This window comes from Methylobacterium sp. SyP6R (assembly GCF_019216885.1).
Classification (GTDB): domain Bacteria; phylum Pseudomonadota; class Alphaproteobacteria; order Rhizobiales; family Beijerinckiaceae; genus Methylobacterium.
In genome coordinates this window covers 5649231-5664016 of the sequence record NZ_JAAQRC020000001.1, presented here as the reverse complement: position 1 = coordinate 5664016, position 14786 = coordinate 5649231, and the positions used below count along the sequence as shown (strand labels likewise).

Genomic DNA, 14786 nt, shown 5'->3' with positions numbered 1-14786 from the left:
GCGATGCCGCCTGGCGAGGGCGGCCGCGAGCCCGGACCTGTCCAGGAATCCGGACCCGCCTTCGTGCCCGGACCGCTCGGGCCGCAGGGCCTGCGCGAGATCGATGCGTATTGGCGCGCCGCCAACTACCTGTCGGTCGGGCAGATCTACCTGATGGACAACCCGCTGCTGCGCCGGCCGCTGGCCCCCCAGGACGTCAAGCCGCGCCTCCTCGGGCATTGGGGCACCACGCCGGGGCTGACCTTCGTCTACGCGCACCTCAACCGGGCGATTCGGGAGCGCGACCTCGACATGATCGCCGTCTGGGGGCCGGGCCACGGCGCCCCCGGCCTCGTCGCGAATGCGTGGCTCGAAGGGACCTATGGCGAGATCTACCCGGAGGTGGCGCGCGACGCCGACGGGATGGCGCGCCTGTTCCGGCAATTCTCGTTCCCGGGCGGCATCCCCAGCCACGCCTCGCCGGAACTGCCGGGCTCGATCCACGAGGGCGGGGAACTCGGCTACGCGCTCGCCCACGCCTTCGGCGCCGCCCTCGACAATCCGGGCCTGACCGTCGCCTGCGTGGTCGGCGACGGCGAGGCGGAGACCGGACCGCTCGCCGCCTCGTGGCACTCGAACAAGTTCCTCGATCCCCTGCGCGACGGCACGGTGCTGCCGATCCTGCACCTCAACGGCTACAAGATCGCCAACCCGACGCTGCTCGCCCGCCTGGATCGGGACGAACTGGAGAGCCTGCTCGTCGGCTACGGCTACGCCCCGGTCTTCGTCGAGGGCCATGAGCCCGGCCCGATGCACCAGGCCATGGCCGCAGCCCTCGATTCGGCCTTCGACGCCATCGCGGCGATCCGCGAGCGGGCGCGGCGCGGCGCGACCGGGCGCCCCCGCTGGCCGATGATCGTGCTGCGCAGCCCGAAGGGCTGGACCGGACCGCGGATCGTCGACGGCCGGCCGGTCGAGGGCACCTGGCGGGCGCACCAGGTCCCGGTCGCGTCGGTGCGCGAGAACCCGGCGCATCTCGCGATCCTGGAGGGCTGGATGCGCTCTTACCGCCCGGAGGAGCTGTTCACCGAGGACGGCGCGCCGGTCCCCGCCCTCGCGGCCCTGCCGCCGCAGGGGCCCCGGCGCCTCTCGGCCAACCCGCACGCCAATGCGCATGGCTCCCGGCCCCTGCGCCTGCCGGACCTGGCGCCGCTGGCGGTCGCGGTGCCGGCGCCGGGCCGCGTGACGGGCGAGGCGACGCGGGCACTCGGCCACTACCTGCGCGAGACCCTGGTGTTGAACCGGGAGGCCCGCAACTTCCGCATCATGGGGCCCGACGAGACCGCATCGAACCGCCTCGACGCGGTGTTTTCGGTGACGGACCGCGCCTGGCAGGGCCCGGTCCTGCCGGGCGACGACCATCTCGGGCCGGACGGCCGCGTGATGGAAGTCCTGAGCGAGCATCTCTGCGAGGGCTGGCTCGAGGGCTACGTGCTGACCGGCCGCCACGGCCTGTTCGCGACCTACGAGGCCTTCGTCCACGTGGTCGATTCGATGGTGAACCAGCACGCCAAGTGGCTCAAGGGCTCCCGCGCCCTGCCCTGGCGGCGGCCGGTGCCCTCGCTCAACATCCTGCTGTCGTCCCATGTCTGGCGCCAGGACCATAACGGGTTCAGCCATCAGGATCCGGGCTTCATCGACTTCCTGGCCAACAAGCGCGGCGACACCGCCCGCATCTACCTGCCGCCGGACGCCAATACGCTGCTGTGCGTCATGGACCATTGCCTGCGCACCCACGACCGCATCAACGTGGTGGTGGCCGGCAAGCAGCCCGCCCTGCAATGGCTCACCCTCGACGAGGCGGCCGCGCATTGCGCGGCGGGTGCCGGCATCTGGGGGTGGGCCTCGAACGAGGGCGAGGTCGAGCCCGACGTGGTGATGGCCTGCGCCGGCGACGTGCCGACCCAGGAGACCCTGGCGGCGGTCGAGTGGCTGCGCCGGCACGTGCCGGACCTGCGCCTGCGCGTCGTCAACGTCGTCGACCTGATGACGCTGGCCTCTCCCGAGATGCATCCGCACGGGCTGGACGAGGCCACCTTCGACAGCCTGTTCACCCGCGACCGGCCGGTGATCTTCGCCTATCACGGCTATCCGTGGCTCATCCACCGGCTGACCTACCGGCGCCGCAACCACGACAGCTTCCACGTCCACGGCTTTATCGAGGAGGGCACCACCACGACGCCGTTCGACATGTGCGTACTGAATCGGCTCGACCGCTACCACCTCGCACAAGCCGCGTTGCGCACCGTCCCGCGGCGCCTCGGGACCCGGGGCGACCATGCCGAGCAGGCCCTGCGGGACGCGCTCGCCGCCCACCGCGCCCATGTCTGCCGGACCGGCGACGATCTGCCGGAGATCCGCAACTGGGCCTGGGCCGAGCGGCACGGTTCGGCGCAGCCCGACCCGCGCCGGTTCGAGGGGGATATCATGCAGGGGGATGGTTGCTCCGGCCCGGGCGAGACCGTGGACGGCTGGACCATCGTCCCCGAGGCACAACGCTGACGTGCTGCCCCTGGCTTCGCGGGGCGAGGCCGGGGACTTGATGCCGGAAGCGCAGGACCTGTCTTCGGGGGCCATCGGATGAGACTGCGCCGCCACGAGGGCGGGGCACGCCTGACGCTGCTGACCAGCGATCCGACCCGTCCCGCCACGGAGATCGCCGCCCTCCACGAGACACGCTGGCAGATCGAATTCCCGTTCCGCTGGCTCATACGGTTGTCGATCGATCGCTTCGCGATGCGGAAACCGGCTTCGCTCACGCGCCGCGCGGGCGGGTGATCCGCCGCTTCCTGGGCCGCAGCGAGGACGCCGTGCCGCCCCTGTCCGCGGGTGCCGATCCTGCGCTTCCTCGACCTGCCGCGGCAGGGCTTGTTCGAGCCCCAGACCTGGGCCGAGGCCGGAGCTCGGCTCTCCCCAAGACCGGCCGCGACCGGGCACCGAAGGAGAACGGCACGTGCTCCCTGACTTCCCCGGACAGCCCTGCGCGGAATTCGTTTCCCTGGAAGATTTGCGTAAAACGAGCAGCCCTTACGAAGCGACCTTCGAAGCCTGCATCTCCTTGACCTTCTTGCTCAGCCAGAACGAATAGCCGACGCTCGTATTCTCGATCAGCGCGGCGGTCTTGGTGGCGTAGACCGTCATCAGGTCGCCGCACCGGCCGATGAGGTTGAGATCCTGCTCCATGATCTTCGACACGGTGTTGGCGCTGCGCAGGGCCAGCGTCCCCTCGGCGATGCGCATCAGCCCGGTGCGCCATTCCAGGTCGATGCTCCAGAGCTGACGCGCGAAGGCCGCCTGCATCGCGAACAGGTCGTCGATGACGTCCGGGGTCGGACGCACCGACAGGAGTTCCGCCGTCCCGACCGCGTTGGTGGCGCAGAGCGCCGCGATCCCGCTGACGGCCGCGCTGCGCCGCAGCGGCGCGTCCGCGCCGGGCGGCGCGGCGGCGGCGGCCCTCGCCGGGAGCTGGTCGGCCGCGTTCAGGGCCGTCCGCACGAAGGCGGTGAGCGGCAGGGCGGCGATGGGCGGAGGATACGAAGAACCCGGGGGCGTGGCCTGAGACGTCATCGCGAGAAAATCCTCAAATGTCCTGGCCGGTGAGGCGATCGAGCATGCGGTCGATGGCCCTGATCTGGATCGCGTTCTTCGAATAGTAGTCGGGCGCGTGCGGGTCGTGGGAGCTGTAGCCCCACCAGTCCCAGCAGCCGTCGGGGTTCTGCATCACGCCGCCGTCGCTGCCCTCGGCTTGCGGGTAGAGGACGATGATATCGTTGCTCTCGGCGATGTGGTTGTAGCCCGTGGTGGTGACGTAGCGATTGCCGTAGGGTGGCTGGTTGGCGAGGTCGGGCAGGCCGCGGATGTAGTTGACGTAGTTGTAGCCCTGCTTGCAGCCATGCAGCGCGATATGGACCCCGGCGGCCTTCCCACCCGCGAGGACCGCGGAGGGCACGTAGGCGTAGCCGAACGCGCTCATGCTCGCGCGCCGCTCGCCATCGAAGAATTCGCTCTGGTCGAAACGGATCAGCCGCCCGGTCGGATGCTCCGCCGGCGGCTTTAGATCGCCGTAGATGTGCCGGAGGATCCGGTGCGACTGCATGAACCGGCCGTTGTTGATGTAGGGCGGGCGGTTCACCGGAAGCGGCGAATCCTCGAGGTTGTCGGTGATGATCGCGTGGCCGGCATCGACGTCGCCGTCGTACTGGATGTCCTGCGGCCTGACCCCGATCGCCTCGTAGAAGTCGCGGGTGCGCCGGACGACGTCGGGATAGACGACGCAGTCGGACCGGCCGCTGAAGATGTAGAGCCGCTGGCCGGCGAGACGATCGAGCGGATCGATGCCGCCGGCGCTCTCGGTGCTCCGGGTCAGCGCGACGAGGTCGTCCACGTCCGGTGCCATCGCGGGGATGAGCGGATTCATCCCGATGGCGAGCGCCCCCAGCGTGTAGGCATCGGCCGCCAGCACCGCCCCGCCCCGGAACGACTCGGCGCAACGATAGGGCCCGCCCGCGATGATGCCGGCACCGATGAACTTGCGCGAATGAGCGAGGTGCAGCTGGACCGTCATGAACGCCCCGGAGGACAGGCCGGAAATCGAGTTCCGGCGTTCCTCGACCGCGTATCCCGACAGCCGCTCGGCCTGCTGGCTCACGTCGCCCATGTCCCCGTCCCTCGATAGGCCTCGCCGGCCCGGAACATCGGCCCGCCCCGGGATGAGCCGGACCAGATCACGCGATGCGCGATCTCGCAAGCGCGAAAAAACCGCTGAATTTTATTTTGCGATGCCAAAAAATATCGTACGATGCCGAATAACCGCGACTCGTCCCACCCTGGAAACTCACCTCTCCTCTCGATACCCGTGGCATGCATGACGATCGACTGGACGCGTCACCGTCTGCATTTCCCGGGACGATACGCGTACCATCCATACCTGGCGGTTCTTCGCGGCCCATCTCCACGCACACGGGATCGTGAAACCGGGCCGATTTTCGCCACGGTTGAGGCTTAGCCCTGCGGCCCATCCTGTCGCGAGGACCCGGTAACCGTTTGTTGACGGTTTTCGGCAACCTTGCGTTCACCATGGCGGCCACGCGGCCCGAGCGAGGATGAGGGATCGTGCGAGCGCTCAAGCGTGCCGGAAGCGGGGCGGTCGACCCGGCCCTGGAAGCCCAGTCCCGCCGACCCCGCCCCTGTCGTCGCGGCGCGCTGGCGCTGATCGCCTGCCTGACGGCGATCCTCGGCTCGACCAGCGGCACCCAGGACGCGGTCGCCAACGGCGACACCCGCACGATCTCGATCTTCCACGAGCATACCAAGGAGAGTGCCTCGATCACGTTCAAGCGTGACGGGCGCTACGACCGGGCCGCCCTCGAGCAGCTGAACTGGCTCCTGCGCGACTGGCGCCTCGACGAGCCGACCAGGATGGACCCGCGCCTGTTCGACGTGGTGTGGGAGGCCCACCGGGCCGTCGGCTCGCAGGATGCGATCCACGTCGTCTCGGCCTATCGCTCGCCCAAGACCAACGCGGCCTTGCGCCGCCGCTCCCGGGCGGTGGCCGAGCACAGCCAGCACATGCTCGGCAAGGCGATGGATTTCTACCTCGCCGACGTCTCGATCGACCAGATCCGGGCGATCGGCATGCGGATGCAGCGCGGCGGCGTCGGCTGGTACCCGCACGCCAACAGCCCCTTCGTCCATCTCGACGTCGGCTCGGTGCGGTCCTGGCCGCGGATGAGCCACGACCAGCTCGCCCGGCTGTTTCCCGACGGGCGCACCGTCCACCTGCCCGCAGACGGCCGGCCGATGCCGGGCTACGAGGTCGCCAAGGCCGAAATCCTGGCCCGCGGCGGCAGCGTGATGGGCGTGAGCCAGGCGATCGCGGCGGCGGACGAGGAGGACAGCCCGAATGTCGTCGGCCAGTTCTTCGCCATGCTGTTCGGCGGATCGAAGCCCGCCGCCCCGCCGCCCGCCCCCGTGGTGCTGTCGGCCCGCGCGGGCCGCGTCCGCCCGGTGGCGCTGGCGAGCGCCCAGCCGGAGGATGCGCGCGACGCCCTCGCCTACGCGGCGCCCGCTGCCCCCGCGCCCCTCCTGCCGCAGGCCGCGCCTCGGCAAGCCGCCCTGCCGGAGCCGGTGCCGGCCGAGTCCGCGCCCGCCGCCAATTCCGAGCCGGAGGTCGGTACGGCCGCGCCGGCTTCGGACGTGCCGGCCAAACCCGCCTTGTCCACCACCCCGCTGCCGCCGCGGCGCCCGTCGGAATTCGCCGCCCTGGCCGAGGCGCTGGTCGCCAGCCCGCCGCCGCTCGCCGTGCCGCTTCCCCCCGCCCGTCCGGCCTCGATCCAGATCGCCTCGGCAACCGCCGATCCGGCGGCGTTGGGCGCCATTCTCCCGCCTCACGCCCGGACGACCCCCGTGTCGGCCGCCACCGGGCAGAAGGCGCAGCTGAACGCCCTGTTCAGCGCCGCGGCCGCCGCGCCGGCCGCCGAGGCGGCGGCGATCCGCATCGTCCAGCGGCCGAAGCTCGGCACACCGCCCGCCGGTCTCGTCGCCGCGCCCGCCGGCGCGGTGGCGACCCGGTTCAAGACCGGCACGACCGATGACGCGCCCGGTACCGGCCGCTTCAGCGGGTCGGCTGTCGGGCGGCGCTGAGCGAAGGGGCCGTGACCTGGATCGCGGAGAACTGGGTCGAGGCGATCGGCTATCTCGGGACGGCGCTCACCATCGCGTCGACCGCGATGAGCACCATGATCCCGCTGCGGGTCGTGTCGATCCTCGCCAGCGTGGCGGTGATCACCTATGGGCTCCTCACCGGCAGCATGCCGGTGGTGCTCACCGAGGCGATCCAGATTCCGTTCAACCTCTGGCGGCTCTACCAGATGGTCCGTCTGGTGCGGGACGTCGAGCGGGCGGCCGAGGGCGACCTCTCCCTCGACTGGCTCCGTCCCTTCGGCGAGTCCCGGCGCATCGCCGCCGGCGAGGTGTTGTTTCGCAAGGGCGACCCGGCCGACGAGATGTTCCTGATCGAGGGCGGCCGGTTCCGCATCGAGGAACTCGGCCTGGAGATCCGGCCCGGCGCGATCGTGGGCGAGCTCGGCATGCTCTCGCCCGGCAACCTGCGCACCGGTACCCTGGTCTGCACCGAGCCCGGCATCGTCCTCGGGGTCGCCTACACGGACGTGAAGCAGCTCTATTACCAGAACCCCGAATTCGGCTTCTACTTCCTGAAGCTGACGAGCGAACGCCTGTTTCAGGCGGCGCAGGACAGGCCGACCCGCGTGCCGGCGGGTACGGAGGTGATCTGATAGGCCCCAAGGCCAGCCCGGGCCTTATACCAACGGTCGTTGAAACGAACTTTGGTTCGCTTCTCGAATTCTCGCCGAGCCCGAGGTCCCGGACTTCTGGGCTTGGTGTCGAAAATTCGAGATGGGTCAACGGCCCGGTCGATCTCGGGCCTGCCCGAGATCGAATCGATGCGTCAGCATCTTGGGCCGTTGATATTACAGCAATCGAATTTTATTTCCCACCGACGATCTCGTCCTGAGATCGTGGGTGGGATGACATGCCTGCGGCGCATAGACAGGCTCTTGAGCATAATCTCGTATCTCGGCCGTACTACCGTCGATCTCGGCCAAGCTCCAGATCGACGAGACCGTCGGGTATCATCCCCGCGGGAAAACCCGCGCCGCGCCCACCGCCAGGGCCACCCGGTCGCCCGGCTCGTAGACATCCGTCACCTTCACCTCGACCGGGGCCTCGGCGCCGTCGAGCAGGATTTCCGCCACGGTGCCCCGCCCGGTGCGGCGCCACTCGCGCACGGTGCCGGGCAGCGTGCCGGGGCCCTGCCCGACCGTGAGGTCCCAAGGACGCAGGCAGAGATCGACCGGCCCCTGCGGCCAGCCGGCCTGCGCCGCGATCACGGTGCGGCCGGCGACCCGGACCTCCCCACCCGCGACCTCCGCGGCCAGGCGGGCGGTCTCGCCGACGAAGGACATCACGAAGCGCGAGGCCGGGTGGTCCTGCACCTCGTGCGGCGCACCGACCTGCTCGATGCGGCCCTTGTTGAGGATCGCGATCCGGTCGGCGAGTTCCAAAGCCTCGTCCTGGTCGTGGGTGACGAAGATCGTGGTCTGGCCGGTCTCGCGGTGGATCTCCCGCAGCCAGCGCCGCAGGTCCTTGCGCACCTGGGCGTCCAGCGCCCCGAACGGCTCGTCGAGGAGCAGCACCGACGGCTCGACCGCGAGCGCGCGGGCGAGCGCCACCCGCTGGCGCTGGCCGCCGGAAAGCTGGCCCGGAAAGCGCTTGGCGAGGTCGGGCAGTTGCACCAGCTCCAGCAGGCGCTCGACCCGGCGGCGGATCTCGTCCTCCTTCGGGCGGTGGGCGCGAGGGCGCGAGCGCAACCCGTAGGCGATGTTCTCGAACACCGTCAGGTGGCGGAACAGGGCATAGTGCTGGAACACGAAGCCGACGCCGCGGCGTTGCACCGGGATGTCGGTGGTGTCCTGCGAGCCGAAGAACACCCGGCCGCCATCCGGGATCTCGAGGCCGGCGATGACGCGCAGGAGCGTCGTCTTGCCGGAGCCGGACGGGCCGAGCAGCGCCAGGAGCTCGCCCGGCTCGATCGTCAGGCTGACGCCCTCCAACGCCGCCGGGCCAGGGCCGCCGTAGCGCTTGACGATGCCGTCGACCCGGACCGACGTGCCGGCCTGGCGCAGGCGGTCGGCGGAGGCCGCCTCGACCGGGCGGGCGGACGCCTCGCGGCGCAGGGACAGGGCGGTGGGAGCGAATCCTGCCGTCATCTCAGTGGGCTCCGCGTCCGGCCAGCGCATCGGCGTGGCGCCATTCCAGGAAAGATTTACCCGCCAGGGTGACGAGCGCGAGGAGCGCCAGCAGCGAGGCGATGCCGAACGCCGCCACGTAATTGTACTCGTTGTACAGGATCTCGACGTGGAGCGGCATGGTGTTGGTGAGCCCCCGGATGCGGCCCGACACGACCGAGACTGCCCCGAACTCGCCCATCGCCCGGGCGTTGCACAGGAGCACGCCGTAGAGCAGCGCCCAGCGCACGTTGGGCAGGGTCACGGTGCAAAACACCCGCCATGGGCTGGCGCCTAGGGTCAACGCGGCTTCCTCGTCGGTGGTGCCCTGGTCCTGCATCAAGGGGATCAGTTCGCGGGCGACGAACGGGAAGGTGACGAACACCGTGGCGAGCACGATGCCCGGCACCGCGAAGATGATCTCGATCCCGTGGCGCTGCAGGAACGGTCCGAACAGCCCCTGCGCCCCGAAGATCAGCACGTAGATCAGGCCGGCGACCACCGGCGAGACCGAGAACGGCAAGTCGATCAGGGTGATGAGGAGGTTACGGCCGCGGAAGTCGAACTTGGCGATGGCCCAGGAGGCGCACAGCCCGAAGACCACGTTGAGCGGCACCGCGATCGCCGCGACGAGGAGCGTCAGGCGGATCGCCGCCAAGGCATCGGGCTCGGCGAAGCTGGCGAGGTAGGGCCCCAGACCCTTGCTCAGCGCCTCGACGAACACCACCGCGAGCGGTAGCAGCAGGAACAGGGCCAGGAAGCCGATCGCCGTCAGCGTCAGCGCGATGCGGACCGGGCGCGGCTCGGTCAATGCCGCGTGCGGGCCGCGGGAGACGGAGCGGATGGAGGGGACGGCGGTCTCAGACATGCCCGAACCTACGGCGGCTGAAATCCTGCAAGAGGTTGATGGCGAGAAGCGCGGTGAACGACATCAGCAGCATCACGGCGGCGATGGCCGTGGCGCCGGAATAGTTGAACTCCTCGAGCTTGATCACGATCAGCAGGGGCGCGATCTCCGAGACGTAAGGAAGGTTGCCGGCGACGAAGATGACCGAGCCGTATTCCCCGACCGCCCGGGCGAAGGCGAGCGCGAAGCCCGTGAGCATCGCCGGGATCAGGGGCGGCAGGATCACCGTGACGAGGGCGCGGAAGCGCGAGGCGCCGAGGATGGCGGCCGCCTCCTCGCTCGACCTGTCGATCTCGGCGACCAGCGGCTGAACCGTGCGGACGCAGAACGGCAGGCCGACGAAGACGAGCGCCACCAGGATGCCGAGCGGCGTGTAGGCGACCTTGATGCCAAGAGCCATCAACGGCTCGCCGAGCCAGCCGTTCGGCGCGTAGAGGCTGGCGAGCGCGATGCCCGCCACGGCCGTCGGCAGCGCGAAGGGCAGATCGACCAGCGCGTCGATGATCCGCCTTCCGGGGAACCGGTAGCGGGTCAGCACCCAGGCGATCAGGAGCCCGAACACCGCGTCGATCGCGGCGGCCGCGAGCGACAGGCCGAACGAGGTCTTGAGCGCCGCGAGGTTGCGGGAATCGGTGATCAGCGCCCAGAGGCCGGCGGGGCCGACGCTGGCGGCGCGCAGGAGCAGCACCGCCAGCGGCAGGAGGACGAGCAGGGTCAGATAGGTGAGCGTGATCCCGAAGGTCAGGCGAAAACCCGGCAGCGCGCTCGGTCGCCGGAAGCGGGCCGCTCCCCGCCCCGCGGGCAGGGCCGCGGCGTTGCTCATTGCCGGGACTTCAGGATGGCGTCGAACACGCCGCCATCGTCGAAATGGGTCTTCTGGGCCTTGGCCCAGCCGCCGAAAGTGTCGTCGATGGTGACGAGCTTCAGCTTTGGGAAGCGGGCCAGGTCCTCCTTCGCGGCCGCCGACTCGTCGCGCGGTCGGTAGAAGTTCTTGGCGATGATGGCTTGCGCTTCCGGCGTGTAGAGGAACTGCAAATAGGCTTCCGCTTGGCGGCGGGTGCCCTTCTGGTCGACGTTCACGTCGACCAGGGCCACCGGCGGCTCGGCCAGGATCGACAGCGAGGGCACGACGATGTCGAACTTGCCCTTGCCGAATTCCTCGTCGGCGAGGAACGCCTCGTTTTCCCAGGCGATCAGCACGTCGCCGAGGCCACGCTGCACGAAGGTGGTGGTGGCGCCGCGTGCACCGGTGTCGAGCACCGGCACGTTCTTGAACAGGGCGGTGACGAAGTCCTTCGCCTTGGCGTCGTCGTTGTTGTTCTTGGCCAGTGCATAGGCATAGGCCGCCAGATAGTTCCAGCGCGCGCCGCCCGAGGTCTTCGGATTGGGGGTGATGACCTGGATTCCCGGCTTCACCAGGTCGTCCCAGTCCTTGATCGCCTTCGGGTTGCCCTTGCGGACGAGGAACACGATGGTCGAGGTGTAGGGCGTCGAGTTGAACGGCAGCCGCTTCTGCCAGTCGGCCGGCAGCTTCTTCGAGCGGGCGGCGATGGCGTCGATGTCGCTGGCGAGCGCCAGCGTCACCACGTCGGCCGGCAGCCCGTCGATGACGGAGCGGGCCTGGGCGCCGGAGCCGCCGTGGGAGGCGCGCACCGTCACGGTCTCGCCGGTCTTGGCCTTCCACTCCTTGGCGAAGGCCGCGTCGATCGCCCGGTACAGCTCCCGGGTCGGGTCGTAGGAGACGTTGAGCAGCGTCTGCGCCCGCGCCGGGGCGGGGGCCCCGGCGAGCGCCAGAAGCGAGGCGCCGGCGGCGAGCGCCAGGGACGAGCCGCGGAACAGCCGCTTCAGGGAGCCGAGCAGGCCACCGGCCGGAGCGGCCTCGGTCTTCGCCTCGGCCCTCGGAGCCTCGGCCTTGGTCCCGCCCCGCGGAGCCGCCTGGGATGCCTGGACGAGGCCCAAAGCCGCGGTGTCGGTGGTCGCCCGGTCGATCAGGATCAGGCTGCCGGTGTCGCGGTTCTGGCGATAGGCGTCGACCGCGACCTTGCGGTCGAGGCTGAGCGTCACGTCGCCGATATCGTTGGCGCTCAAGGAGCCGGCCGGCACGCCCTGCCCGGTCTCGGTGTCGATGCGCGCACGCACGGCCTCGACCACGGCATTCGCCGTCACCGTGCCGATCTTGGCGAGATAGGTCGCGCCCGGCGTCAGTTCGGCCTCGTTGGCCCAGAACAGCCGGACTTCCAGCTTGTCGCTGACGATCGGCGGTTGCGCCGCCGCGGTGATGACGCTGCCGCGCGAGGCATCGACCTCGTCGGCCAGCACCAGGGTCACCGACTGGCCGGCGATGGCCCGCTCCAGGTCGCCGTCATAGGTGTAGATCCGGGCGATCGTCGACGGCGTGCCGGCGGGCGCCACCACCACCTTGTCGCCGACCGCGACCGCGCCCGACGCGATCAGCCCCGAGAAGCCGCGGAAGTCGGAATTCGGCCGGTTGACCCACTGCACGGCCATGCGGAACGGGGCGACCTCCTCCTCGACATGGGCCGGCACCTCCTCGAGGTATTGCAGCAGCGGCGCGCCGGTGTACCAGGGCGCGGCGGTGCCCGGCAGCACGACGTTGTCGCCGTTCGCCGCCGAGAGCGGGATGCCGGTGACGTCGGTGAAGCGCAGGTCCTTCGCGAAGGCCTGGAACTCGGCCAGGATCGCCTCGAACCGGCTTTCCGACCAGCCGATCAGGTCCATCTTGTTGACCGCCAGCACGACGCGGCGGATGCCCAGCATCGAGACCAGCAGCGCGTGGCGCCGTGTCTGCGGGCTCAAGCCCTTCCTGGCATCCACCAGCAGCACCGCAACCTCGGCGGTCGAGGCGCCGGTCGCCATGTTGCGGGTGTATTGGACGTGGCCGGGGGTGTCGGCGACGATGAAGGAGCGCCGCTCGGTCGAGAAGAACCGGTAGGCGACGTCGATGGTGATGCCCTGCTCGCGCTCGGCCTGGAGGCCGTCGACGAGGAGGGCGAGGTCGAGCTCCCCACCCCGCGTGCCGTGGCGGCGCGAATCGCGCTCCAGCGCGCTCACCTGGTCGTCGAAGATCTGCTTGGTGTCGTGCAGCAGGCGCCCGATCAGGGTCGACTTGCCGTCGTCGACCGAACCGCAGGTGATGAACCGCAGCACTTCCTTGCGCTGGTGGGCGGCGAGGAACGCCTCGTAGCCGAAGGCGCGGGTGGATTGGTGCACGGTCATCAGAAGTAGCCTTCCTGCTTCTTGCGCTCCATGGCGCCGGCGCCGTCCTTGTCGATCACCCGGCCCTGCCGCTCGGAGGTGCGGGCGGCCAGCGTCTCGCCGATGATCTCCGGCAGGGTCGCGGCGTCGCTCTCCACCGCCCCGGTCAGCGGGTAGCAGCCGAGCGTCCGGAACCGCACGAGACGCATCTCCGGGGTCTCGCCGGGGTTCAGCGGCAGCCGCTCGTCGTCCACCATAATCAGTTGCCCGTCGCGGCTCACCACCGGGCGCTCGGCCGCGTAATAGAGCGGCACGATCGGGATGTTCTCCTGCTCGATGTAGAGCCAGATATCGAGCTCGGTCCAGTTCGACAGCGGGAAGACGCGCAACGACTCGCCGCGCTGCTTCTTCATGTTGTAGAGGTGCCAGGGCTCGGCGCGCTGGCGCTTCGGATCCCAGCGGTGCTGCGCGGTGCGCAAGCTCACGATGCGCTCCTTGGCCCGCGAGGCCTCCTCGTCGCGCCGGGCGCCGCCGAAGGCCGCGTCGAACTTGTGCTTGTCGAGGGCCTGGCGCAGGGCCTGGGTCTTCATCACGTCGGTATGGACCTCGGAGCCGTGGCTCACCGGCCCGATGCCGCGGGCGAGCCCGTCCGGGTTGGTGTGGACCAGGAGGTCGAGGCCGAGTTCCTCGGCGCGCCGATCGCGGAAGGCGATCATCTCGCGGAACTTCCAGGTCGTGTCGACGTGCAGCAGCGGGAACGGCAACCGGCCCGGCGCGAACGCCTTGAGCGCCAGATGCAGCAAAACCGAGGAATCCTTGCCGATCGAGTACAGCATCACCGGGTTCTCGGTCTCGGCGACCGTCTCCCGCATGATGTGGATGCTCTCGGCCTCCAGGCGCTGGAGGTGGGTCAGGCGGTCGAGGCCGTCGGTACGGACTTTGAGGGCGGCGCTCATGCGGCCAGCTCCGGGTTGGTCTTGGTCGAGGACGATTCGGACGATTGTCTAGTGGCGGACTGTGCCGGCTCGAAGGCGGCGGGCTCCTGTCCTTGCCGGATCTCGCTGCCGGGGGCGCCCGAGACGTGCAAGCCGCATTCCTGCTTGCCCGCCTGCTCCCACCACCAGCGGCCGGCCCGCTCGGGCTCGCCGACCTTCACCGCGCGGGTACAGGGCGCGCAGCCGATCGACGGGAAGCCGCGGTCGTGCAGCACGTTGTAGGGCACGTAGTTCTCGTGGATCAGCTCGGCCAAGACCTCGCGGGTCCAGTCGGCGATCGGGTTGAGCTTGATCAGGCCGCGAGCATGGTCGGCTTCCGCCAGCGGCGTCTCGGCGCGGTTGGCCGACTGGCCGGCGCGCAAACCGGTGAGCCAGCCCGCGGCGCCGGTCAGCGCCCGGCCGAGCGGCTCCACCTTGCGGAAGCCGCAGCAGGCCTGGCGCGCCGCCACCGAATGGCGGAAGCCGTTGATGCCCGACTCCTCGACGAACCGCTCCTCCGCCTCGCGCTCCGGCGCGTAGGCGCGGATGCGGAAACCGTAAGCCGCCTCGGTCTCGGCCCAGGTGTCGTAGGTCTCGGGAAAGAGCCGGCCGGTATCGAGCGTCACGATCTCGGCGCGCGACTTCGCCATCCGGAGGGCGTGGGTGAGGGCCTGGTCCTCCAGGCCGAAGCTCGTGGTGAAGACGAGGCGGCCGTCCACCGTCGCGTCGATCAGCGCGAGGCGCTCCGGCAGGGCGAGGGGACGCAGGCGCGAGGCCAGGTCTTCCGCCAGGGCGTCCAGCGCCGCGCGGTCGAGGGGAAGGGTCATGGAGAGCCCGGGGATT

General features: G+C 70.1%; 11 protein-coding genes and 2 pseudogenes. 4 read left to right on the top strand and 9 right to left on the bottom strand.

All coding sequences use genetic code 11. The annotated features are described in order from the left end of the window. The first annotated feature begins 3 nt into the window (after window positions 1-3). Both HBB12_RS26020 and HBB12_RS26015 read left to right on the top strand, forming a co-directional pair. Window positions 4-2541 (top strand): phosphoketolase family protein, encoded by a 2538-nt coding sequence (locus HBB12_RS26020; protein WP_236992901.1) that lies wholly within the window; start codon window positions 4-6, stop codon window positions 2539-2541. 78 nt (window positions 2542-2619) lie between these two features. Continuing rightward, entirely contained in the window at window positions 2620-2817 is a 198-nt protein-coding gene (locus HBB12_RS26015) for a transposase (RefSeq protein WP_236992018.1), read from the top strand. A gap of 249 nt (window positions 2818-3066) precedes the next feature. Here HBB12_RS26015 and HBB12_RS26010 read toward each other — a convergent pair whose 3' ends face one another. Both HBB12_RS26010 and HBB12_RS26005 read right to left on the bottom strand, forming a co-directional pair. Next, window positions 3067-3606 carry a hypothetical protein gene (locus HBB12_RS26010; RefSeq protein ID WP_236992017.1) on the bottom strand — a complete coding sequence of 180 codons (540 nt, stop codon included), beginning with the start codon at window positions 3604-3606 and terminating at the stop codon, window positions 3067-3069. A 13-nt stretch (window positions 3607-3619) separates the two neighbouring features. Then, complete coding sequence (locus tag HBB12_RS26005; RefSeq protein ID WP_236992016.1) at window positions 3620-4696, bottom strand: extracellular catalytic domain type 2 short-chain-length polyhydroxyalkanoate depolymerase; 1077 nt, start codon at window positions 4694-4696, stop codon at window positions 3620-3622. A gap of 455 nt (window positions 4697-5151) precedes the next feature. Between HBB12_RS26005 and HBB12_RS26000 the strand changes: the two genes are divergently transcribed. Together HBB12_RS26000 and HBB12_RS25995 are read left to right on the top strand one after the other, a co-directional pair. After that, on the top strand, window positions 5152-6681 hold the full coding sequence (locus HBB12_RS26000) for a peptidoglycan L,D-endopeptidase MepK (protein ID WP_442919320.1): 1530 nt from the start codon (window positions 5152-5154) through the stop codon (window positions 6679-6681). 11 nt (window positions 6682-6692) lie between these two features. Further along, window positions 6693-7334, top strand: coding sequence for a cyclic nucleotide-binding domain-containing protein (locus HBB12_RS25995; protein ID WP_236992015.1), 642 nt, complete (start codon window positions 6693-6695; stop codon window positions 7332-7334). Between the two features lie 357 nt (window positions 7335-7691). Here the strand turns inward: HBB12_RS25995 and HBB12_RS25990 are convergent, their stop codons facing one another. From HBB12_RS25990 to HBB12_RS25960, 7 genes and pseudogenes are all read right to left on the bottom strand, one after another. After that, the gene (locus HBB12_RS25990; RefSeq protein WP_236992014.1) at window positions 7692-8828 is read right to left on the bottom strand and encodes a sulfate/molybdate ABC transporter ATP-binding protein; all 1137 of its coding nucleotides are present in this window, start codon (window positions 8826-8828) and stop codon (window positions 7692-7694) included. A gap of 1 nt (window position 8829) precedes the next feature. Then, entirely contained in the window at window positions 8830-9714 is an 885-nt protein-coding gene (gene cysW, locus HBB12_RS25985; protein ID WP_236992013.1) for a sulfate ABC transporter permease subunit CysW, read from the bottom strand. Continuing rightward, entirely contained in the window at window positions 9707-10576 is an 870-nt protein-coding gene (gene cysT / locus HBB12_RS25980; protein WP_236992012.1) for a sulfate ABC transporter permease subunit CysT, read from the bottom strand. The genes cysW and cysT overlap by 8 nt, the downstream gene beginning before the upstream one ends. After that, window positions 10573-11535, bottom strand: a pseudogene (locus tag HBB12_RS25975) (sulfate ABC transporter substrate-binding protein); the annotation flags it as partial. The gene cysT and the pseudogene HBB12_RS25975, both read right to left, overlap by 4 nt. Before the next feature lie 45 nt (window positions 11536-11580). Next, window positions 11581-12990: pseudogene (cysN, locus tag HBB12_RS25970) on the bottom strand (sulfate adenylyltransferase subunit CysN); the annotation flags it as partial. Then, entirely contained in the window at window positions 12990-13925 is a 936-nt protein-coding gene (gene cysD / locus HBB12_RS25965) for a sulfate adenylyltransferase subunit CysD (protein WP_236992011.1), read from the bottom strand. The pseudogene cysN and the gene cysD, both read right to left, overlap by 1 nt. Further along, entirely contained in the window at window positions 13922-14770 is an 849-nt protein-coding gene (locus HBB12_RS25960) for a phosphoadenylyl-sulfate reductase (protein ID WP_236992010.1), read from the bottom strand. The genes cysD and HBB12_RS25960 overlap by 4 nt, the downstream gene beginning before the upstream one ends. Between the last annotated feature and the right edge of the window lie 16 nt (window positions 14771-14786).